The following is a 21,886-nucleotide window of genomic DNA, read 5'->3' on the forward strand; positions in this document are numbered from 1 at the left end:
CGGATCGTGTGGGCCTGGATCTTGACCATTCCGGCGGCGGCGGTGATCGCGGCGGTCGCCTACTTGATCACGCACGCGCTCGCACTCTAAGCGCAGGGAGGTCGGCCATGGCGGTGAAGCTGAGCGACGACGAGGTCGGACAGCGCCTCAAGGCCCTGGCGGGCTGGGCGCGCGAGGGCAATGCGATCCGCAAGAGCTTCAGCTTCGGGAAGTTCGCCGAGGGGATCCGGTTCGTGGACCGGGTGGCGGTGGCGGCCGACGCGATGGACCACCACCCCGACGTGGACATCCAGTACACCACGATCACGATGACGCTCTCGACCCACAGCGCCGGCGGCCTGACCGGCAAGGACTTCGACCTGGCGGAGCGGATCGAGCAGGCGGCGCGCTAGGCGGTCCCGCCGCTCTTGGCCGGGCCGTCGGCCGCGTCGAGCTTCACCATCATCGTGTCTCCCACGTAGCTCGTCACCGGCGCCTCGTCGAGGGTGGACAGGCGCTTCAGGTCCGCCCCGATGCGGTTGGCCATCTCGAGGATGGTCTCCACGCCGGCGCGATCTTCCGGGGAGAGATGGCTGGCGCCGGCCCGGAGCAGGCCCGCCTCGCCGATGATCGCCGCCAGCGCGTTGTTCACTTCGTGGCGGATCGTCACCGCCACCTCGCCGATCGCCGCCAGCCGCTCCGCCTTGATCAGGCGCCGGTAGAAGTCGTGCAGCTGCTGCGACAGCCACCCCACCGCGATCGCGAGCGCGCCGTAGGAGATGTAAGTCGGCAGTATGATGTCGGGGTTGACGGGCATCAGGTTGAGCTGCAGCACCAGCTGCACGGTGATGTAGAGGAGCGTCCCCGCCACCAGGCCCGACAGCGCCCCGAGCATGCCGTAGTGGAGCGAGAGGATGAAGGCCGGCGCCAGGGTCGTGAGCCACGAGAGCTCGCGGTACAGTCCCTCGCCCGGCGGCAGCCATTCCGTCACCACGATGGGGATGATGTAGGCCAGGGCGCAGTACAGCGCCCACCGCCGCGGCAAGGGAGGCCGGTGCGCCATCTGCGGGAAGCCGATGACGAACACCGGCCGGAGATACCAGGGCGTATGACGCGGGGCGTCCATCATCGTCACTCCGCGTGAAGGGTGAGCAGTCGGAGTTCGGTCATGTCCTCGATCGCGTAACGGACACCCTCCCGGCCCTGCCCGCTGGCCTTGGTGCCGCCGTATGGCATGCGGTCGATCCTCCACGTGGGAACCTCGTTCGCCATCACGCCGCCCACGTCGAGCCGGTCCCACGCCCGCATCAGTCGCCCGACGTCCCGGCTGAAGACGCCGGCCTGCAGGCCGTACGGCGACGCGTTCACGATCTCGAGCGCCTCGTCGAACGACCGGTACGCCGTGACGGTGGTGACGGGGGCGAAGACCTCCTCGCAGTTGACGCGGTGCTCGGCCTTGGTGCCGGTGAGCACGGTCGGCTGCAGCACGGCTCCCCGCCGCTCCCCACCCGCGACCACCGAGGCGCCGTCGTGCGCGGCCTCGGCGATCCACGCCTCGGCACGGCAGGCAGCGGCCTCGTCGATCATCGGCCCCACTTCCGTCGCGGGGTCGAGCGGGTCGCCGACCACGAGCTGCCTGACCCGCGCCGTGAAGCCGTCGAGGAAGTCGGCGTACACCCGCTCGTGCACCAGGATGCGTTGCACCGAGATGCACGACTGCCCCGCGTAGCCGTAGCCGCCGGCGGCGCACGACCGCACGGCGCGGTCGAGGTCCGCGTCCGGCTCGACGATGACGGCCGCGTTCCCGCCCAGCTCCAGCGTCACCCGCTTGGTGCCCGCGTCGGCGCGGATCGCCCAGCCGGCTCGCGCGCTGCCGGTGAAGCTGATCATCCGTATCCGCGCGTCGGTCACCAGCCGGCGCGCGACCGCGAGCTCGCAGGGCACGACGTTGACGCCGCCGGCCGGATAGCCCGACCGGGCCACCAGGTCTCCGAGCGCCAGGGGCGAGAGCGGGTCCTGCGGCGGCGGCTTCAGCGTCAGGGCGGCGCCGCAGGCGATGGCCGGCGCGATCTTGTGGGCCGCCAGGAGGACCGGGAAGTTGAACGGAGTGATGGCCGCGACCGGCGACAGCGGCCAGCGCCGCGTGAAGCCGAGCCGGCCGCGGCCACCGGGCAGCGCGTCGAGCGGCAGCACCTCGCCGCCGATGCGGGTGGCCTCCTCGGCTCCATCGCGGAACACGAAGACGGCGCGGTCGATCTCCAGCCGGGCCTGGGTGACGGGCTTGCCCGCTTCGCGCGCGACCAGCGTCGCCAGCACGTCGCGCTGGCGTTCCAGCCCGTCCGCGATCGAGCGCAGGCAGGCCGCCCGGTCGTACGCGGGGAGGTGCCGACACTCGGACGCCGCGGCCAGGTTGGCCGCGATCGCGGAGTCCAGGTCGGCCGGTGAGGCGAGAGGATGGGTGCCGACGTCGCTGCCGTCGTACGGAGAGCGGACGGTCGCCGTCGCGGTGCCGGCGCGCCGCTCGTTCCCGATGATCACCCTGCTACCATAGGCTCGCCGCCGGGCCGCGTCAACGCGATCGCGCCGCCCGGCGCGCGCGCCGGCGACGGGAGAAGCCCTACTCCACCGTCACGCTCTTGGCCAGGTTGCGCGGGCGATCCACGTCGCAGCCCCGGAGGACGGCGATGTGGTACGCCAGGAGCTGAAGCGGGATCACGGTGATCACCGGCGACAGCAGCCGGTGCGTGGCTGGTACGCGCAGCTGGCGCTCCACCAGCTCGCCGAGGTCGGCCGCGCCATCGCAGGTCACCGCGAGGATGCGTCCACCGCGCGACCGGACCTCCTGCATGTTCGAGCGGACCTTCTGGAAGATCTCGTCGTCGGGCGCGACGAACACGACCGGCATCTTCTCGTCGATCAGCGCGATCGGCCCGTGCTTCATCTCGGCGGCCGGATAACCCTCCGCGTGGATGTAGCTGATCTCCTTGAGCTTCAGCGCGCCTTCGAGGGCGACGGGGAAGTTCACGCCCCGGCCCAGGTACAGGGCGTTGGGCGCCTGCGCGTACGACCGGGCCAGCTGCTTGATGCACGGCTCGAGCGCCAGGGCCGCGCGCACCTTGGTCGGGAGGTCGGCCAGCGCGTGCACCAGCGTCCGACCCTCCTCGAGCGGCAGGCCGCGGTGGCGGCCGATGTACAGCGCCAGCAGGAGGAAGGCGACCACCTGGGAGGTGAACGCCTTGGTGGACGCCACCCCGATCTCGGGCCCGGCGTGCAGGTAGATGCCCCCATCGGTTTCGCGCGCGATCGTGCTGCCGACCGTGTTCACGATGCCCACGACCCGGGAACCCGCCCCGCGCGCGGCGCGAATGGCCTCCAGCGTGTCGGCGGTCTCGCCCGACTGGGACACCGCGATCGTGAGGGTCCCGGGCACCTTGAGTTGACGCCGGTAGCGGTACTCGGAGGCGTACTCCACCTGCGTCGGGACCCCGGTCAGCTCCTCGAGCACGTGCCGGCCCACGAGCCCGGCGTGCCACGAGGTGCCGCACGCCACGATCACGATGCGCGAGACCGCCCGGCACTCCTCCGCCGGCAGGCCGAGGCCGTTGAGCCGCGCCGTGCCTTCCTCGAACAGCAGGCGGCCGCGCAGCGTGCTGTGGACCGTCTCGGGCTGCTCGCAGATCTCCTTGAGCATGAAGTGGGCGTAGCCGCCGAGCTCGATCGCCTCGAGGTCCCATTCGATGTCGTCGACCGAGCGTACCTGCTCCCGCTCCTCGTGGTCGAGCACCCGGTAACCCTCGGGCGTGAGGACCGCGACGTCGCCGTCGTCGAGGTAGACGACCGTCCGCGTCTGGCCGAGCACGGCCGAGGCGTCGGAAGCGACGAAGTACTCTCCATCGCCCACCCCGATCAGCAGCGGGGACCCCTTGCGGGCCACCACGACCTTGTGCGGCTCGCGCGACGACATGACCGCCAGCCCGTAGGTGCCCTCGACGTGGGCCAGCGCGGCGATCACGCGCTCTTCGAGCTTGGCGCCGGGGGCTTCCTCGATGAGGTGCGCGAGGGTCTCGGTGTCGGTCTCGGACGCGAATTCGTGGCCACTGCGCTCGAGCCGGGTCCGCAGCGCGTCCGCATTCTCGATGATCCCGTTGTGCACGACGGCCAGCTCGCCCGAGCAGTCCTGGTGCGGGTGGGCGTTGCGCTCCGTAGGCGCTCCGTGCGTGGCCCAGCGGGTGTGCGCAATGCCGTTGACGCCCCGCACCGGCTCGGCGTTCAGCCGCTCGCGCAGCTTGACGACGCGCCCCGCGAGCTTGGTGACGATCAACCCCTTCCCGTTCTGGATCGCGACTCCGGCCGAGTCGTAGCCTCGGTACTCGAGGCGCGCCAGGCCCTCCAGCAGCAGCGGGCCCGCCTCGCGCTTGCCCGTATAGCCGACGATGCCGCACATGGATCAGGCCTCCTCGGGAGAGGTTTCGAGAAGGAGGCGCGTGTCGGAGGCGAGACCGAACCGCGCGAGCATCCTGAGCTTGTCGCGATACAGCGCAGCCGTCTCGTCGGACGGGAGCGTGGCTCCGCATCGCTCGCACCGCGACGGCGTCCCGTGGTAGACGGCCCCGACGCTCGATGCGCCAGCCCGGCCGGTGGATGTCATCGCCTCGAATCCGCACCAGCTGCACGGCATGATCGGCCTCCGTCCAGACCCGGGGAGTGGTGCCGCGCCGCGCCTGGAGGGGCACGTCACCTTGGCGCCGAGGGCATATCAAGAACGGGGCCGGGGGTCGCGGCCGGCCCGGAACGCCGGTCGCGAGCTTGTGGCTGAGCAACGACTTACCTGTGGTTCATCACGATCGCGGCGGGGCCGCTTGCGGGTCCCCGCGCGTTGCACGGTCGCGTCAAGAGAGCGACGATGTGTTGTCCCAGCGCAGCGATCCACCGTCCGGCAGGACGGATGGTGACATGGCAAGATGTTGGGATTCAACGACTTCCAAACATCGTCAAGCCGGCGCACGCATTCTGCTCCGTAGACACCCAACGGCCGGCGCCTTGTGTGGAGGCGCCTGCCGCCCCATGTTCGGGGCCCGAAAGGCCAACTTGTGGGACAACCGATGCCTGAGCGCATGCCGCATAGTCATCCTCCCCTCGTGCTGATCGCGAGCAGCCAGGAATGGCACGCCCGTTCCCTGGAGAGCATTCTCGGGCCGCATGGCTACGCGGTCGTCCGGGCCTATACGGGGAAGCAGACGCTGGAGCGCGCGCGCAGCGCGCGTCCGGATCTGGTGATCGTGGACGCCGACCTGCCGGACCTGGACGGGATCGAGGTCTGCCGCATCCTGCGGGACGAGCCGGCGATGAGCGCGAGCACCCCCATCCTGGTGACGGGCTCGGGGCAGCCGACCCGGCAGCAGCGGCTGGCGGCGCTGCGCGCCGGCGCCTGGGATTACCTCACGCTTCCGTTCGACGGACAGGAGCTGCAGTTGCGGCTGGACGCGTTCGTGCAGGCCAAGTTCGAGGCCGATCGCGCCCGCGAAGAGAGCCTTCTGGACGAGCTCACGGGGCTGTACAACATCCGGGGCCTGGCGCGGCGCGCCCGGGAGCTGGGGTCGCAGGCGTTCCGACATCACGAGCCGTTTGCCTGCGTCGTGCTCGCGCCGCACGTCGAGGGGACGGACGCCGCTGCCTCCGAGCTGGCGGTGACCGCCGCGGTGAGTCACATCGCCAAGACGCTGCGCACCAACGGCCGGGTCGCGGACGCGATCGGCCGGCTCGGTCCGACGGAATTCGGCGTGGTGGCGCAGGGCGCGGACGCCGAGGGCGTGCTCAAGCTCGCCCAGCGGCTGGTGCAGTCGCTGGAGTCTGGTGCGCTCGAGTCCGGCGGGGCCATACCGCCGTTCAAGGTGCGGGCCGGCTACGATGCGGTGTCGAACTACCACGAGGCCCCGATCGAGCCGGAGGACATGCTCGTGCGCGCCACCATCGCGATGCGGATGTCGGAGGGTGACGCCGGCGGCAAGTGGATTCGGCCGTTCGAGGGGCGCTTCAACAACTAGCGATCACTTTCGGGGCTGACCGCCGGACCCGATCCCAACGGGTCCGGCGTTCGTTTCGTTGGAGATCCTGCCCGCGCCAGATCGGCGGCCCATCGTCGAGGCACGTGGCCGGCGCCCTAGCGAAATCCCGCAAAAACCCTTATGGTGACTGTTGCGATGGCGCCACAGCCGCGCCGATTGCTCGCCGTCTGTCGTACCGACACAACAGAGTGCTGAGCGAGCCAGCATCCGGAGGAGCGCAGAATGGCCGCTTCGCTCAGAGCGCCCCAGTCACCAGCTGAAGGCACGGGAGACACCAGCCCCCTCGTCTCCGCGGATCTCTCGATCGGTCCGGCGGACAAGGCGAGTGTCCGCATCCTCGTGGTGGATGACGAGCGGACGCTGCGGGAGAGCTGCAAGAGCGTGCTCGAGGTGGACGGCTACCGCGTCGAAGTCTGCGGTCGCGGTGGCGAGGCGCTGGAGCTGGTGCGGCGCCAGATGTTCGACGTGATTCTGGTGGACCTGTACATGACCGAGGTCTCGGGCATGGAGCTGCTCGAGGCTGCCCTCGCCGCCCGCCCCGAGACCATCGTCATCGTGATGACGGGCAATCCCAGCGTCGCGTCCAACGTCGACGCGCTGCGCGCCGGCGCGTGGGATTACCTGCCCAAGCCGTTCTCGGCGACGCACCTGCAGATCCTGGTCGGGCGGGCGACGCACACGATCCTGGTCGGGCGGGAGTCGGGCGTTCGGACCGGGGCGCAGGAGGTGGAGGACGAGGGCGGCTCTCGCGACAAGCCCGCCGTCATCGGCGTGTCGCCGGTGTTCCGGAAGGCCATGGACCTGGCCCGGCGCGTGGCCCCGACCGATGCGTCCGTGTTCATCACGGGGGAGAGCGGGACGGGCAAGGAGATGATGGCGCAGTTCATCCACCAGCACAGCCGCCGGCGGAGCCGGCCAATGGTCGCCGTGAACTGCGCGGCGTTGCCCGAAGGGCTGCTGGAGTCGGAGATGTTCGGCCACGTGAAAGGCGCGTTCACCGGAGCCGTCAAGGACAAGCCGGGCCTGCTCGAGGCGGCCAATGGAGGCACGCTGTTCCTGGACGAGCTGATCGACATGCCCAAGTCGATCCAGGCGAAGCTGCTGCGCGTCATCCAGGACGGTGTGGTGCGCCGCGTCGGCAGCTCCGCCACCAACACGGTCGTGAACGTGCGGTTCATCGCGGCGGCCAACCGCGACCCGGAGCAGGCCACCAAGGACGGCCTGCTGCGCGAGGACCTGTACTACCGGCTCCGCGTCGTGCCGGTGCATCTCCCGTCGTTGCGCGAGCGCCAGCAGGACATCGTGCTGCTCGCCAATCACTTCCTGCAGCTGTTCTGGCGGCGCCATCGCGAGCCGTTCGCGGCGGCGCCCCGGCTCACCGAGAGCGCGGTCAGGGCGCTGTGCGCCCATCCGTGGCAGGGCAACGTGCGCGAGCTGCAGAACGCGATCGAGCACGCGGTCGTACTGCTGGAGCCCGGGCAGGACATCCAGCCCGAGAACATCCCCTTCATCAGCAGCCAACAGGCCGCCGACGCCGCCGAGGGCGTGGTCCCGGTCATGGCCGAAGGCATCCTGGAGGAGAGCTATCACGCCGCGCGGGAGCGCGTCATCGCGTCGTTCGAGCGGCGCTACCTCACCTGGCTCGTCAACCACGTGGGGGGCAACATGTCGAAGGCGGCGCGCGTGGCGGGCGTCGACCGCACCACACTTTACCGCCTGATGGAGCGGCACGGCTTGCAGCGCGAGACCATCACGGTGCTGCCCGAATGACGGGAGTGCCTCACCTGCGGCGCTCCGAACGCCGCGACGGCGCCGGGCACGTGCTGCCGGCCCGCTCGACGGAAACCGAGACCGCGGGCGCGGACCTGCGCCCGGTGCTCGAGGCGGCGGCCGCGCGGGTGCTGGGCGGCTGGCGCGACGACCGGGCCGACGCGCTCGACGCGAAGGACGTATCCGAGACAATCCACTGGCTGGTCGATGCCACGGTGGCGGCGCTCGCGGGCGAGGCGATTCCATCGCAGGGGCCGGCAGCGACCGTGCTGGGTCGCCGGCTCCTCGAGCTGTTGCGCGCCGCAGTCCTGGCGGAGCCGCGCGAGCCGCAGGCTCAGCTCGATCCCAAGGTGCTGGTCCTGGTCCTGCGCGCCGTCGAGCAGGTGCGCGAGGCCGTGGACCCCGATTGGTCGCAGGCGCTGTCGTCGCGCCTGTCGGCGCCGAGCGGGCTGGACCTGGTCGTCGAGGTGGCCCACGACCTCCGCTCGCCCATCACGTCGATCCTGTTCCTGGCCGAGACCCTGCAGCGCGGCCAGAGCGGGACGGTCAACGAGGTGCAGCATCGCCAGCTCGGCCTGATCTACGCCGCCGCCCTCGGGCTGAGCTCGATGGCGAGCGACGTCATCGAGCTGGCGCGCGGCGGCAAGCAGCTGGTCGAGAAGGAGCCGGCGCCGCTGTCGGTCACGGCCATTCTCGAGTCGGTGCGCGACATCGTGCACCCCATCGCCGAGGAGAAGGGGCTCTCCATCCTGCTGGTGCCGCCGGTCTCGGACCACCGCATGGGACGGCAGCTGGCCCTGAGCCGGGTGCTGCTCAACCTCACCACCAACGCGCTCAAGTTCACCGACGAGGGCTGCGTGGAGATCGCGGCCAGGCCGCGGGGGCTGACGCAGATGGAATTCTCGGTCCGGGACACCGGCCACGGGATCAGTCCCGAGGCCATGGACAACCTCTACCAGCCGTTCCGACGCTCGAGAGCCCGGGCCGGACGCAGCGGCTACTACTTCTCGGGAACGGGGCTCGGCCTGGCCATGTGCCGGCTCATCGTCGAGGCGATGGACTCGGAGCTCGAGTTCGAGACGGAGCAGGGCCGGGGAACCCGGTTCTTCTTCAAGCTGAACCTCCCGCCCGTCACCAACCTGTAGCGCGCTGTAGCGGCGATCCAACAGTAGCGGATTCCCCGCTACAACTTTAATCACAATCAAGAAACTCGTAAATTAGCTAAGCGTATTATTGACAAGTAGTTATAGCACTTTGGCGGGGTGCTCGGCAGCGCGCACGGTCCTTGCCAAACCAACGGCTACAGATGACCTCCCTCAGGATCAACGACCTACTTCTGCAGTGGCGCGAGCAGAGCGTCACGTACGGCATGTCCCGGGTGCGCCGCTACGAGGACAGCGCGCGTCGGGCGCTGAACGTGGTGGTGGCGAGCGTCGGGCTCGTCATCAGCGCCCCGTTGATGCTGGTGGTCGCAGCGCTGGTGAAGCTGACCTCCAAGGGGCCGGTCTTCTACCAGCAGACACGCGTGGGGCTCGACCGCCGTGCGCCGGACAGCGACCGCGGCAATCACCGCCGGGTGGCCGACCTCGGGGGCAAGCCGTTCACCATCTACAAGTTCCGGACGATGAAGGCGCGCGACGACGGGCGGCAGGTGTGGGCGGCCCCGGGTGACGCGCGGATCACGCGGATTGGCCGGGTGCTCCGGCAGTTCCGGCTGGACGAGCTGCCGCAGCTCGTGAACGTGCTGAAAGGCGACATGAACGTGGTCGGCCCGAGGCCCGAGCAGCCGCGCATCTTCGCGGACCTGCGGACCCAGGTCCACCGGTACACGGAGCGCCAGCGGGTTCGGCCCGGGATCACGGGGTGGGCGCAGATCAACCACCACTACGACGAGTCGATCGAGGACGTGCGGCGGAAGGTCGCCTACGACCTGGACTACATCTCGCGCCAGTCGCTGTCGCAGGACCTCAAGATCATGCTGCTCACCGCGCCGGCGATGGTACTGCGAAAGGGCGCCTGGTAGACTGAGAGCCGGGAAGCTCCCGGCTCATGAGGATGGAGTTCGTGGGGGAGAGCGCCGGCCCGAAGTGCATAGGGGCCGGCGCTCTTCGTTTCGGTATCCGGGGAGGTGGGCCCAGGCGGCGCTGCAGAGGGCCATCGTCGGGCCCGGTGGGCGATCCCGGCGGGCTCCCCTAGCCGATCGGGCCGGGCAGCGCCTCTCCCACGCGAGCCAGGGCGGCCTCGAGCTCCGTGGCGGGCGGACCGAAGCCGAACCGGATGAAGTGATCCATGCCGAACTGGTCCCCCGGCACCACCAGCACGCTTTTGGAGCGGCGCAGGCGCTCGGCCAGCGCGGAGGAGTTGACGTTGGACGTGTAGCGCGCGTAGCAGATCGCGCCCGCCTCCGGTGTGCGGTAGCGGAACTCGCCGCCGCGCGACGCGAGCCAGCGCTCGAGGGCCGGCCAGTTGGCGCGCAGGATGGAGCGGGTACGTTCGAGGATCCGGTCGCGCACGCCGGGTGCGAGGGCCCGGGTCGCCAGCCAGTCCGAGATCACGCTCGGTCCGATGGTCGTGTAGTCCTTGCGCGCCCACAGCTCGGCGACGAGCGGCGGGGGCGCGACGCACCAGCCGATCCTCAGGCCGGGCAGCCCGTACGCCTTCGAGAGGCCGTTCGTGACCAGGACCTTCTCGGTGCGTCCCCACGACGTCGGCGTGGCGGAGCGCTCCAGCTCGGCACCCTGGTAGACCTCGTCGGACAGGAGCCAGGCGCCGGCCTTGGCGGCCTGCCGGACGATCCGGCCGATCGCCTCCTCCGAAAGAACCGCCCCGGTGGGGTTGTTCGGGTTGGTGACCACGACCAGCCTCGTGCCCGGTGCGATCGCCAGGTCGATGTCGGCGGCTTGCGGCTGCCAGCCCAGCTCTTCCCGGAGCCAGATCGGCGCGATCTCGGCCCCGAACGTCCGCGCCAGCCCCCAGGTCTGCATGTACGTCGGCAAGACGATGGCGACGCGGTCGCCGGGTTGGATCAGGTGCCAGCAGGCACAGAAGTTCGCCTCGGCGCTGCCGTTGGTCACGAGGACGTGGTCGGCCGTGGCGCCGGGATAGAGGGCCGCGATGGCGGCGCGCAGCGGCTCACTGCCGTTGGACTGCGGGTAGCCGAGCCGGTGAGGGGCGAGGTCGTCGAGCGACAGGCCGGCGATCGCGAGCAGCTCGGCCACGGTCAACGGGTGGACGCCGCTCTCGGAGAGGTTGTACTCGACCCGGTTCTCCCAGGTGCTCTGCCAGCGCTCCATCGCGAACGGCTCGAACGACATCGCCCCTCCGACGTGGAGGGGCGATTGTAGTCGTGCCGGAGCGGCCGGGCAAGCCGCTAGAGCGAGCGAAGCCGGATGGAGCCGTTCACGGTCTCGATCTTGAGGTGGCGCCCCCCCTGGCCGATCCGCCCGTCGAGGTGCCGCCGGTTGATGCGCCCGGTCACCGTGATCGGGAAGTCCGTCTCGATCGAGCCGTTGACGGTCTCCGCCTCGAAATCGGCGCTGAGGTCCTTGGGCACCGACAAGGTGACCCCGCCGTTCACGGTCTCGAAGTGCAGCGGCGCGGTGCCCTGGCCGTGGACGACCGCGGTCACGCTGCCGTTGACGGTGTTGGCCGACGCGTCCCCGCTGGTGGTCTCCAGCCGCACGCTGCCGTTGACGGTGCTGGCGTCCACAGGGCCGGCGAGGCCGTTCGCCTCGACGTCGCCGTTCACGGTGCCACCGGAAAACGCGACGCCGGCCGGCAGCTGGGCGTGGAATTCCACCTCCACGTCGTTGTTGCGCGTGTTCATGCGGTAGTCGTCGCCGGCACCGCAGTGGTTCGAGGAGCCCGGATAGACCGCGCAGATGGTGACGCTGCCCTCGTGCTCGACGACCTCGATCCTGACGTCGTCCGCGTCGCCGTGGTTGTGAGCCCGCTTGGTCGCGGTGACCAGGACCTCGCCGCCGCTCGCGGCCTCGGCCGTGACGCCGCCGTTGACGCCCCGGATCGCGAGCGTCTTGCCGGAGGCGATGCGGCCATGCCAGCTCCACTGATCGCCCTGCGGCGGCGCGTGCCGCGGAGAGTGTCCCCAGCCGGGCGCCAGGGCCACGGCCGCCGCCGCCAGTCCGACCAATCCGTAGTTCATCGATCGCCTCCCCGCCGCGACGACGAGCCGCGGCGCAGGTAGATGGTGCCGCTGAACGAGGCCAGGATCAGCTTCGCGGCGCCGGTGCCGATGGTGAATTCCCATTCCCGGGGGTGCACGTACCCGCCGCCCGGGTTGATGGTCATGGGCCAGTCGGACTCGACGTCGCCGCTGAAGGTGCTGACGGAGACGCTGGCGCTGAGGTCGCCTTCCGGCTGCACGGTCACGTCGCCGGAGTGCGAGTGGAAGCCGTAGCGGCCGCCGTCGTGCACCGGCCCCGAAAAGCCGATGTCGCCGCTCACGGTCTCGGCCTGGACCTCCTGGCCGTCCACCCGCTCGAGGGTGACGTCGCCCGACACGCTGCGGGCGTTCACGTCGCCGCGCACGCCGCGTACCTCCACGTCGCCGCTGGTCGAGTTGATCTCGAGCCGCCCCCGTACGTCCGCCGCCTGCACGTCGCCGGAGACGCTCTCGACCTGCGACTCGCCGTTCGCGCAGCGCAGGGTCACCCCGCCCGAGATCGAGCCCACGGTCGCTTCCCCGCACACGCCGCTGACGTCGACGTCGGCGGAAATCGCGTGCACCTCGACGGCCGTGTTGATCGGGACGGTGATGGTGAAGTCCACGTCGCCTTCGCCGCGGCGCGGCTGGGTGCGCACGGAGACCCTGCTGCTCGAGGCCTCCACGTCGACCCGGGCGCCGTCGGCCTCGGCGACCACGTGGATCTGGGCGCGATTCCACGACTGGACCCGGACCGAGCCCGACACGCTGTTGAGCTCGAACCGCGCGCCGGATTGGACGGCGATCGTGGTATCCACGGACTGCGCGGCCAGTCCTCGCGCGGCGCCGGCGGCTGCGGCGATGGCCAGTACGGCAACGGTGCGTATCATGATCTCCCCTAGCTCGCCGCGGCCATGGTGGTGACCCGGCGGAGAACCTCGAGCTTGCGCCCCAGCGCCCGTTCGAGATGGCTGTTCAGGTACATGCTGTTCGGGTCCTGCGCGAGCGCGGCCTCCGCCTGGCGGACGGCGAGGTCGATGATGGCCAGGCTCTGCTGCACTGCGCGGACGGTCGCCGTGTCGAGCACCGACCGGCGCGCGTCGAGCGCGGCCTGCAGCTCGCGAATGGCGGCGTCGTAGGATTCGATTCCCTTGGCGGAGGCCAGGCCGGCGACCGGCTGCAGGGCCGCCGCGGGCGCGGCCGCGCCAACCGCCGCGGCGGTCCGGGCGCCCCGGGTGACGAGCAGCACCGAGCCGGCCGACACGGCCATCAGCACGACTGCCGCGGCCGCGAGCTGCGGGACCGAGAACGCCAGGCGGCGGCGCGGCGCGAGCGGCACGACCGTCGCCGATTCGCCCAGCCGCGCCGCGATACCGGGCCACAGGTCGCGCTCCGGCGGACGGTCGTCGAGCGCGCCAGCGTGCCGCTTGAGGCGCAGCAGGGCATCGTAGGCGTCGCGGCACTCGCCGCAGGCCACCAGGTGCGCCTGCGCCGCCGCGAGCGCCTCGCCCTCGACCTCGCCGTCCACCAGCGCCGACAGCTGCTCGCCCAGATGTGCGTCCATCGTCACCGCTCCAGTTGCGCGCGCAGCAGCATCCGCGCCCGGTGCAGCTGTGCCTTCGACGTACCTGCCGTGACCCCCATCATCGCAGCGATCTCCTCGTGCCTGAAGCCCTGCACGTCATGGAGCACGAACACCTCCCGCGCCCCCCGGGGCAGCTTCGCGATCGCCTTCTCGAGGTCCAGCGCCTCTCCGCCGCCGCCGGAGCGGGTCTGGTGCACCGACTCCACGTCCACCCAGTCCTCGGTGTAGCGCCGGCCGCTCGCCTCCGAGCGCCGCCAGTTGAGGATCGCGTTCACCGCCAGCCGGTGCAGCCAGGTGCTGAACGCCGCCTCGCCGCGGTACGTCCCCAGCCGCTCCCACGCCCGGACGAAGACGTCCTGCGTCAACTCGTCGGGGTCGCCGTCATCTCCCACCATCCGCCGCGCCAGCGAGTGGATGCGCGCGACGTGCAGGCGGTAGAGCCGCTCGAACGCCCTGTGGTCACCCGACGCGGCCAGTGCGACATCGGCCGCTTCGGACAGCCCTGGGCCAGCGGACCTATCGGGCGTCGGTGGACGGCTCACGCCATCCTCCGGGCGGCGCAACGCCCTTTCCATGTCACCCACTTGGACACACGGCCGGCGCCCGGGGTTGGAAACCCGCTCAGGGGTTGAACGCCGCAATCCCCTGCATCTGCTTGAGCTTGCGATGCAGGGTGGAGCGGTCGATCCCGAGTATCTCGGCCGCCCTCAGCTTGTTGCCGTGCGTGGTCTCGAGAACGCGCAGAATGTAGCGGCGCTCGACCTCGTGGAGCGGGAGCACCGGCTCCTGTTCCAGCAGGTCGGCGCCGGCGGCCGTCGGGGCCGTCCGGGTGACCTCGGGCGGCAGGTCCCGCAGGCCGATGCTCTGGCCGCTCCGCAACGCCAGCGCGCGGGCGAGCACGTTCTCCAGCTCGCGGATGTTGCCAGGCCAGGCGTACGCGGTGAGAGCGGCGACGGCCTCGGGGGCCAGCTCGGCCGAGGCCAGCTGGTAGCGGTCGGCCAGGCGCCCGACCAGCTGCTCGGCCAGCGCCGGAATGTCCACCGGCCGCTCCCGGAGCGGGGGGATCTGGATGTGCACGATGTTGAGCCGGTAGAACAGGTCCTCGCGCATCCGGCCGGCCGCGACCTCCTCGGCCGGCTCACGGTTGGTGGCGGCGATGACCCGCGCCGCGCTCTTGCGCGACGCAGTGTCGCCCAGGCGGCGAAACTCGCCGTCCTGCAGGAAACGGAGCAGCTTGGGCTGGGTCGCGAGCGGCACCTCGGCCACTTCGTCGAGGAACAACGTGCCGGCCGCGGCCACCTCCACCAGGCCCGCGTGATCCCGGTTGGCGTCGGTGAAGGCCCCCCGCTTGAACCCGAACAGCTCGGACTCGACCAGGTTGGGCGGCAGCGCCGCGCAGTTGAGGGCCACGAAGTTGTCCCGGCCGCTGGCGCCGTGTATGGCGCGTGCCACGACCTCCTTCCCGACGCCGGTCTCGCCGGTGATCAGGACCGGGGTCGCGCTCGGGGCCACCCGGATCGCAGTCTCGAAGATCTGCTGCATCTGCCGGGACACGCCGACGACGTCCGACGGCAATCCGACCCGGCGCCGCAGGCGCGCCAGCTCGCGCTTGGTCTGCGTGGCCTCGAGCGCCCGCCGCACCGTGATCTTCAGCTCGGGGAGCTTGATGGGCTTGGGGAGGTAGTGGTACGCGCCGGCGTGCAGCAGCTCGACGGCCGAGTCCACCGAAGCGAAGGCCGTCATCACGACGAACGGCACCTCCGGCCAACGCTGATTGACCAGGGCCAGCAGCGCGCGGCCGTCCATCCCGGGCATCATCAGGTCGGAGAGCACCACGTCGACGTCGCTGCTCTTCTCCAGCAGCTCGACCGCCGCGTCGCCGGAGCCGGCTTCGAACGTCGCCCAGCCGTCGGCTTGGAGAACGGCGACGAGGAGCTTGCGCTGGGCCTCGTCGTCCTCCACCACGAGTATGCGACCGGCTTCCGGCATCTGCGGCTCCGGCTGCGTAGGAGGTTGCTCCAGCAAGTGTGGCGAAAAACGACAATGGAGGCAATGCCTGGCCGGCTGTCAGCCGCGTACGAGCGAATCGGCTGAACCGGGTGCTCGCCAGCCGGAAGCGCCAGTGCCGGCCGCGTTCAGGCGGCCAGCGTGAGGAGCTCCGCGAAAGAGGCCAGGAAGTGGTCGGGCCGCTCGGCGGCGAGGACGGCCCGCTCGAAGGGGCCCCACAGGCAGGCGGCCGTGCGCGTGCCGGCGTCACGCCCTGCCGCGATGTCGTGCGGGGAATCGCCGACGAACAGCGCCGCGCCGGGTGTCTCGTCCAGGGCGGCCAGCGCGGCCGCGACCGGAGCGGGATCGGGTTTGCTCGCCTGGAGGTCGTCGGACGTCACCAGCGCGTCGAACAGCCCGCCGAATCCGCACCGGTCGAGCCCGAGCTGGACGCCGTGGCGGTTCTTGGAAGTGACGATGGCCAGCTTGGCGCCGGCCTGCTTGAGCGCGCGGACGGCCTCGGTCGCGCCGGGGAAGCCGCGAACCATGGCGTCGTGATGGGCCAGGTTCCACTCGCGGTACGTGGCGATCATCCGCTCCACCTCCTCGGAATCGTCGGTGAAGCGGCGGAACTGGACGCGGAGGGGCGTCCCGAGGCCGGCGATCCACTCGGCATCGGGCAGCGTATGGCCGCGGTGCACGCGCCAGGTGTGGTGGTAGGACTCGATGATCAGGCGGGTCGAGTCGATCAGCGTGCCGTCGAGGTCGAAGAGGATGGCCTTGAAGCGCATGGGCGGAAGATAGTGCCGCCCCAGACTCGCGTCTCGACGCCGGTCATCCGGTCGGGCATCTCGTGGCCAGCGCGATGGCCGCCACCAGCACCAGCCGCGGCGTTCCGTCGAGCGCGGGTGCGGCAGGGGGCAGGGCGGGGACGATGGCCTGCGCAACGGACGCCGCGAGGTGATCGTCGCGGTGCCCCTGCAGGAGCCTGCCGAGTCTCCGTTCCAGACCCACGGGAAGCTCGTACCGGAGTGCCGAGATGGCGAGCGCGACCGCGGCGGTGGCCGTGGCGTCGCGAGTCTCCTCCGTGCGGTGCGCCGCGTGGAGCAGCGCCTCGAGCGCACGGCGCCGGTTGGCGCCGGGAGCGTCTACGCCGTGCCGGGCTGCCGAGAGCATGAGTAGCTGGCCGCGCGCCTGGGACAGGACCGAGCCGAGGACGCACGCGAAGTCGACGGGAGTGGCGGGCAGAGTCTCGGACTCGAGCGCGCTGGTGGCGAGTCGCCCGAGCGCGATGGCGTCGGCGATGATCGCGCCGCTCGACGCCACGACGAACGGAAGGGGAATGCGGGAGCCGTTGGGCCATTCGAGGGCCAGCAGCAGTCCGACGGCAGGCGAAGCCTGGTCCGCCGCGAGGCCCGCCGCGATGAGTGGGCGCGCGGGCCTGGGTGGTGGCGCCGGTCCGAGGGTCGCGCGCCACCGATCGGCGGCCTCGAACGGCTCGATCAGTCGCCAGCTTTCGGCCTCGAGATCCGAGACGACGGGTGGCCTCCCGCCCACCCACCAGAGCGCTGCCAGCGGATCGGGTTCGACGCCCAGGAGACTCGGTCCGGCGTCCAGCTTGGCTCGCAGTGCGCGCAGCACGCCGGTGAGCTGGCGGAGACCTCCTGCCGGCAGCAGGTGGGCCAGCACCACGTCGGGGTGCAGGGCGCCGAGGCGGTCGACGCGGCCGATGCGCTGCATGACCCGGACCGGGTTCCACGGGAGATCGTAGTTCACGACCGCGGAGGCGTCCTGGAGGTTCATTCCCTCGCTCGCGACGTCGGTCGCGACGAGCACGCGGGCCTCGAGCAGCGGCCTGGCGCGCGCGCGCCGGGAAACAGGCGCGAAGGCATCCAATGCCTCGCGTCTGGTGAGCCGGTCCCGCCCCGCCCAGGCCGCGCTCCCCGTCACCGCCAGGACGCGGAAGCGTCGCCGCAGCCGGGCGGCCACGTACAACGCCGTGTCGCGGTACTCCGTGAACACGATGGCGCGCCGCTCCGCCAACTCGCTTGCGAGCAGCCGCTCGAGCGCGTCGAGCTTGGGGTCGCTCCCGTTGGCGGCGGCGTCCGTGATCTCGAGCGCGCGTTCCAGTGCGGCGCGGTGTTCCGCGAGGTCGGCCGCCGAAACGGCCTGCGGCTCGCCGAGCAGGTATGGGAGGAGGGAGAGCTGGGTGTCGTCTGCGTCGTGGCGGGGAAACATCGCGCGAAAGCTGCGGCGCGAGATGCGGCTGCCCGCGGCCGCCGCGGCCGACCATTCCGCGACGAAGTCGCGGTGGCGGCGCAGGCTGCGCTGCAGGGCGGCGCGGCTCGACTCGAGTCGGCGAACCAGGGCGAGGTGAAGCAGCGCGGCACCGCGATCGAGGTCGGGTGCCGTTTGCGCCACGCGGGCGAGCGCGGCCAACAGGGGCTCGAGCATGCCGCCGTAAGCGGTCGCCAGGTCGTACTCGGCGGCCGGCGCGAGGCGGCGCGAGGGAAAGGCGGCGCGGAGCGCGGGGAAGCGTGCTTGAACCAGGCGGCGCGAGCGGCAGACGGACATGGCGGCCAGCGCGAGCGCGGCTCGGTTGTCCCGGGCGACGAGCGCGGCGGGAAGATCGGCGACCCCGAACTCGCGGAACCGGTCGCGCCCCGAGAACAGCTGTACCAGCGCCGCGAGGTCGGCCGGGGAGTTGTTGAACGGTGTCGCGGTCAGCAACGCCAGCCGCCGGCCCGCGGCCAGGTCGGCGAGGCCCGCGTACCGGCGGGTCGCCGGATTGCGAAAGGCGTGGGCTTCGTCCACGAGCAGCAGGGTGACGTGCTCGCCGAGTGCGGGCACCTTCCGCGCGAGGCGGGTGTGAGTGAGAACCGGGATCCGGATCCCGGTGTCGTCCATCGCCTGCAGCCATTCCGGCCGCAGTGCAGCAGGCACTACCGCCACGGCGTCCCTGCCGTGCGTCCGCTCGAGCGCCGCGAGCGCGAGCGCGACGAACGTCTTGCCCAGGCCGACTCCATCGGCCAGGAGGACGCCGCCGAAGCGGCCCAGAATCGCCTCGCAGCGGCGCACGGCGTCGGCCTGGTGCGGCAGGAGCCAGCCCGGCAACGCGCCAGCCGGCAGCGGCGTGTCCACCGGCTCCAGCAGGCCCGCGAGCACGACCCGCGCGGCCTCGCCGGGGGGCACGGTGGCGGCGAGGGTCAGCGCCGGGAAGAGGGGATCAGCAATGCCTGCCAGCGTCTCGGCGCAGAGTGTCGCCCAGGTACTTGAGCTGCGCCGAGACGTCGGAGGCAAGGCCGAGCGCGAGAGTGGCAGGTGCGTCGAGGTCATTGGCCTCCCAACTCCCGCCGCCCATCGCCGTCGCCCCGATGTCCGCCAGGATCCGGACGGCCCGGCCTTGCGGATCGGACGGCAGTGGAAGGGCGCCGACCGTGGTGGCGCTGAACCGGTACGCCCCGCCGCTGGCGCGTTCGGCCATGGCGGCGGCGAGGTCGCGAATGGGTCCGCTGTTGAGGTACGCCGCGAGCCAGCAAGCGGTGTAGGCGTCGGCGACGGCGACGCCGTAGCAGGTATTGAGTGGGACCGGGGAGTCGGGCGCGCCGCGACACAGTGGCGCGGCCTCCAGGCGCGGCGCGATGTCGCGCCAGATCACCAGCCAGGGACCGCGCAACAGGTCGGTCCTGAACAGCGCCCACGGTGGGGCGTCGCGCGCATCGGACCGGCGCGCCAGGCGGGGGGCGAAGGGCGCCAGGAACGCGACCACCTCGTCGGGCGGGCGCTCGAGCGGCGCGCCCCGGGCGTCGATGGCGGCGAGCACCCAGTGGCTCGGGTGGGCCGCGAACGGCGAGACGTCGCGGCCCAGCACCGCCAGCCGGCGGCAGGAGCGCGGGAGCTCGTCCGCGCGGGGCAGGGATCGCAGGAAGACCTCGTTGGCGCCGGTCTTCACGCCGAGCAGCGGTCTGAAGCAGGCGCCGAGCCTGGGACCGGCGCCGAGCGCCTGGCGGACGGCGCGCGTGACGTCGGCCGGGAGCGCCAGCCACGGAGAACCGGGGGCGTCTTCGTCCAGGCCGAGGTCACGCTGCGTCGTGACGCCGCACACGACCTTGCCGGAGGCGCTCGCGAGGCTCACCTGCGCGGGCGCGTCGGTCGTGGCGGAGCCCTTCCGGAGCACCATCACCATCGGAAAGACGGTGGCGGCGAAGCCCGTGTCGGCGTCGTGCGACAGGTCGGCCACCGCCGCAACCTGCGCCGTGCGGCGGATCAGGGCCCGCAGCGGCCCCGCGTAGCCGGCGCGGAGCAGTTTGCTCGGAAGCAGGAAGCTCACCACGCCGCCCGTCTTCGCGAGGTCCAGTGCGCGCTCGACGAACGCGACCGACAGATCGGGGAGATGCGCGAAGCCCTTGCGCTCCGCGCCGGCGCGGAACGCCAGGTAGCGGCGCGCCAGGGCCTTGCGCGTGGAAAGCTGGAGCCGCTCTCCGCGTATCCAGGGCGGGTTGCCGACGACGAGGTCGAAGCCGCCCTCCGCCATGACCGGTGCGAAGTGAATCTCGTACGCGAAGAAGGGCAGCACGTCGTCGGAAGCAATGCGCCGCCGCGCCGTGATCAGCTCCCGCCGCTCGCGGCGCCAGACTGCGACCCGGCGGGCCATACCCGCCGTGCGCCGTGGCCGGCGGCCGAACAGGTCCCTGCCGGAGCCGGCCGCGGCGTCGGCCAGCCGGGACGTGAGCGAGGCGATGCCGGCGTCGGCCGCCTCGAGCGCGAGGCCGCGCTCGTCGGCGCGGATGGCGCGGGCCAGAGCCGCCTTGTCCCGGCCGAATGCACCAAAGTACGCGACGTGCCGCTCGGCGACCGCCCGCACCCGGGCGACGGCAGGACTCGACAGCCCGCGTGCCGCCTCGAGCGGCGACAGCAGGCTGTCGCCCTGGCGCAGGTTCTGGTCGAGGTTCGGCAGGGGCGCGACTTCCTCGAGGCGGGCGTCGTCGTCCACCAGCAGGGCGAGCCACAGGCGCAGCTCGGCCAGCCGCACCGCCATCGGGTCCAGGTCCACGCCGAACAGGTTGTCGCGCACGATGGATCGGCGGCGGTCGGCCGGACGCTCGCCGGCAACCAGCGGCCCCCGCGCGCGCTCGAGCCGTCGGAGCACCTCGAGCAGGAAAGCCCCGGAGCCTACGGCGGGATCGAGCACGCGCAGGCGCCTGACACGCTCGGGATCGGGGGCGGGGAAGGCTGCGTCGAGCGCGCGCCCGACCGTATCCTGGAGGAGGTGCCGCGGAGTGAAGTAGGTGCCCTGGTGCCGCCGCCGCTCGCGGACCATCAGGCCCTCGAAGACGCGGCCGAGCATCTCGGGGTCCACCGCGTCGGCGTCGTCGCGCTCCCGCACCGTGAAGTGGAAGCGCTCGAACAGCTCGTCAAACAACGCCCGCCACGTGGCGTTGTCGAGCGTCGCCGCCGGAAACCGGCGCTCGATGGCGTGACGCTCGAACAGGCCGCCGTTGAGGAAAGGAAGATCGCCGAGGAGCCGCGCGGCGCGGGTCCTCCGCTCGGGAGGCGCGTTCAGCGCACCGAAGCAGAGCGGCTCGAAGACGGTGCGGTGGAAGGGGTGGCCGCGACCGAGCGCTGTGTCGAGAAGCGACGGTAGGAAGTCGCTGCGGCCGGCGAGCCACCCCCGGCTCTGCACGAAGTAGAGAAACAGGACCCGCGTGAGGATCACGAGGGCCAGGTCGGATCGCTCCCCTTCGGTGCACCGCGGCATCCCGGTCAAGCGCGCCGCTGCCACGGCGTGAAACCGCGAAAAGTCGCGAAAGAACCGTCGCGTGAGCCCCTCCTCCTCGAGGACGCCCGTGGCACGCACCGCGAGCGTGGTCGCGCTGTCCCGGGGACGGACGGCGAGCCCGCCGAGGATCTCGGCCGAGACGGGGCTCGGCTGTTGCAGCGCGATGCGCAGTTGCCGCGCCGCGACGGTGTCGTGGCGCGGCGCGACGGCCGCCACCGCGAGCGTCGTGGCGGGCGCGTCGAGCACCAAGAGCAGCTGGTGGCTGCCCGGGGTGGCGCGCGCCAGGCGCTCGGTCGCCGCGGCCACCTGCGAGCGCGTCGGACCCGTCGCCACGAGTCCGTAGAGCTGGTAGGTGCCGTGTCGCCCGACGATCGCGGCGCGCCGGGTGCCGAGGGCGGCGCCGTCCAGGCCGAGCCTGCGGCGCGCCACCGTATTGAGCTCGTCGCCGCCGGGCTCGTAGCCCAGGGCGGCGGCCAGCTCGAGGAGGTCGTCGAGGGAGCCGAGACGAGCGAGCAGTTGCGGCGTGACAGCCACGCGGTGCGCTCCGACGGAAACGGCGC

The 21,886-nt window shown here is 71.6% G+C and carries 17 protein-coding genes; 5 read left to right on the forward strand and 12 right to left on the reverse strand.

Going from position 1 to position 21,886, the window contains the following annotated elements; genetic code table 11:
• Positions 1 to 107 precede the first annotated feature (107 nt).
• Positions 108 to 392, forward strand: coding sequence for a 4a-hydroxytetrahydrobiopterin dehydratase (locus tag VMF70_06280; GenBank protein HTT67618.1), 285 nt, complete (start codon positions 108 to 110; stop codon positions 390 to 392).
• On the opposite strand, the gene VMF70_06285 is transcribed toward VMF70_06280, so the two are convergent.
• From VMF70_06285 to glmS, 3 genes are all read right to left on the reverse strand, one after another.
• Positions 389 to 1,108, reverse strand: a complete 720-nt coding sequence (locus tag VMF70_06285) for a hypothetical protein (GenBank protein ID HTT67619.1) — start codon at positions 1,106 to 1,108, stop codon at positions 389 to 391. The genes VMF70_06280 and VMF70_06285 overlap by 4 nt on opposite strands.
• 2 nt (positions 1,109 to 1,110) lie before the next feature.
• Positions 1,111 to 2,517, reverse strand: a complete 1,407-nt coding sequence (locus tag VMF70_06290) for an aldehyde dehydrogenase family protein (protein ID HTT67620.1) — start codon at positions 2,515 to 2,517, stop codon at positions 1,111 to 1,113.
• Positions 2,518 to 2,596: 79 nt separating this feature from the next.
• Positions 2,597 to 4,423: a glutamine--fructose-6-phosphate transaminase (isomerizing) gene (glmS, locus tag VMF70_06295; GenBank protein ID HTT67621.1), complete on the reverse strand. Its 1,827-nt coding sequence runs from the start codon at positions 4,421 to 4,423 to the stop codon at positions 2,597 to 2,599.
• A gap of 658 nt (positions 4,424 to 5,081) precedes the next feature.
• On the opposite strand from glmS, the gene VMF70_06300 reads away from it, so the two are divergent.
• The 4 genes from VMF70_06300 (at position 5,082) to VMF70_06315 (ending at position 9,837) form a co-directional block, all read left to right on the forward strand.
• Complete coding sequence (locus tag VMF70_06300) at positions 5,082 to 6,023, forward strand: response regulator (GenBank protein HTT67622.1); 942 nt, start codon at positions 5,082 to 5,084, stop codon at positions 6,021 to 6,023.
• Positions 6,024 to 6,266: 243 nt separating this feature from the next.
• Positions 6,267 to 7,814, forward strand: coding sequence for a sigma-54 dependent transcriptional regulator (locus tag VMF70_06305; GenBank protein HTT67623.1), 1,548 nt, complete (start codon positions 6,267 to 6,269; stop codon positions 7,812 to 7,814).
• Positions 7,811 to 8,959, forward strand: coding sequence for a HAMP domain-containing sensor histidine kinase (locus VMF70_06310; protein ID HTT67624.1), 1,149 nt, complete (start codon positions 7,811 to 7,813; stop codon positions 8,957 to 8,959). Before VMF70_06305 ends, VMF70_06310 begins: the two co-directional genes overlap by 4 nt.
• 161 nt (positions 8,960 to 9,120) lie before the next feature.
• Positions 9,121 to 9,837 (forward strand): sugar transferase, encoded by a 717-nt coding sequence (locus tag VMF70_06315; GenBank protein HTT67625.1) that lies wholly within the window; start codon positions 9,121 to 9,123, stop codon positions 9,835 to 9,837.
• A 169-nt stretch (positions 9,838 to 10,006) separates the two neighbouring features.
• Here VMF70_06315 and VMF70_06320 read toward each other — a convergent pair whose 3' ends face one another.
• The 9 genes from VMF70_06320 to VMF70_06360 form a co-directional block, all read right to left on the reverse strand.
• Positions 10,007 to 11,128: an aminotransferase class I/II-fold pyridoxal phosphate-dependent enzyme gene (locus VMF70_06320; protein ID HTT67626.1), complete on the reverse strand. Its 1,122-nt coding sequence runs from the start codon at positions 11,126 to 11,128 to the stop codon at positions 10,007 to 10,009.
• Positions 11,129 to 11,184: 56 nt separating this feature from the next.
• On the reverse strand, positions 11,185 to 11,976 hold the full coding sequence (locus VMF70_06325; protein ID HTT67627.1) for a DUF4097 family beta strand repeat-containing protein: 792 nt from the start codon (positions 11,974 to 11,976) through the stop codon (positions 11,185 to 11,187).
• On the reverse strand, positions 11,973 to 12,866 hold the full coding sequence (locus tag VMF70_06330) for a DUF4097 family beta strand repeat-containing protein (protein ID HTT67628.1): 894 nt from the start codon (positions 12,864 to 12,866) through the stop codon (positions 11,973 to 11,975). The genes VMF70_06325 and VMF70_06330 overlap by 4 nt, the downstream gene beginning before the upstream one ends.
• A gap of 8 nt (positions 12,867 to 12,874) precedes the next feature.
• Positions 12,875 to 13,540 (reverse strand): zf-HC2 domain-containing protein, encoded by a 666-nt coding sequence (locus tag VMF70_06335; protein ID HTT67629.1) that lies wholly within the window; start codon positions 13,538 to 13,540, stop codon positions 12,875 to 12,877.
• Between the two features lie 2 nt (positions 13,541 to 13,542).
• Positions 13,543 to 14,103 (reverse strand): RNA polymerase sigma factor, encoded by a 561-nt coding sequence (locus tag VMF70_06340; protein HTT67630.1) that lies wholly within the window; start codon positions 14,101 to 14,103, stop codon positions 13,543 to 13,545.
• Between the two features lie 79 nt (positions 14,104 to 14,182).
• Positions 14,183 to 15,550: a sigma-54 dependent transcriptional regulator gene (locus VMF70_06345; protein HTT67631.1), complete on the reverse strand. Its 1,368-nt coding sequence runs from the start codon at positions 15,548 to 15,550 to the stop codon at positions 14,183 to 14,185.
• A 146-nt stretch (positions 15,551 to 15,696) separates the two neighbouring features.
• Positions 15,697 to 16,338: an HAD-IA family hydrolase gene (locus VMF70_06350; GenBank protein ID HTT67632.1), complete on the reverse strand. Its 642-nt coding sequence runs from the start codon at positions 16,336 to 16,338 to the stop codon at positions 15,697 to 15,699.
• Between the two features lie 43 nt (positions 16,339 to 16,381).
• Entirely contained in the window at positions 16,382 to 18,739 is a 2,358-nt protein-coding gene (locus VMF70_06355) for a DEAD/DEAH box helicase (GenBank protein HTT67633.1), read from the reverse strand.
• Positions 18,740 to 18,773: 34 nt separating this feature from the next.
• Entirely contained in the window at positions 18,774 to 21,860 is a 3,087-nt protein-coding gene (locus VMF70_06360) for an N-6 DNA methylase (GenBank protein HTT67634.1), read from the reverse strand.
• Positions 21,861 to 21,886 lie beyond the last annotated feature (26 nt).

The sequence above is a fragment of the Gemmatimonadales bacterium genome, from assembly GCA_035502185.1.
Taxonomy (GTDB): Bacteria; Gemmatimonadota; Gemmatimonadetes; order Gemmatimonadales; family JACORV01; genus Fen-1245.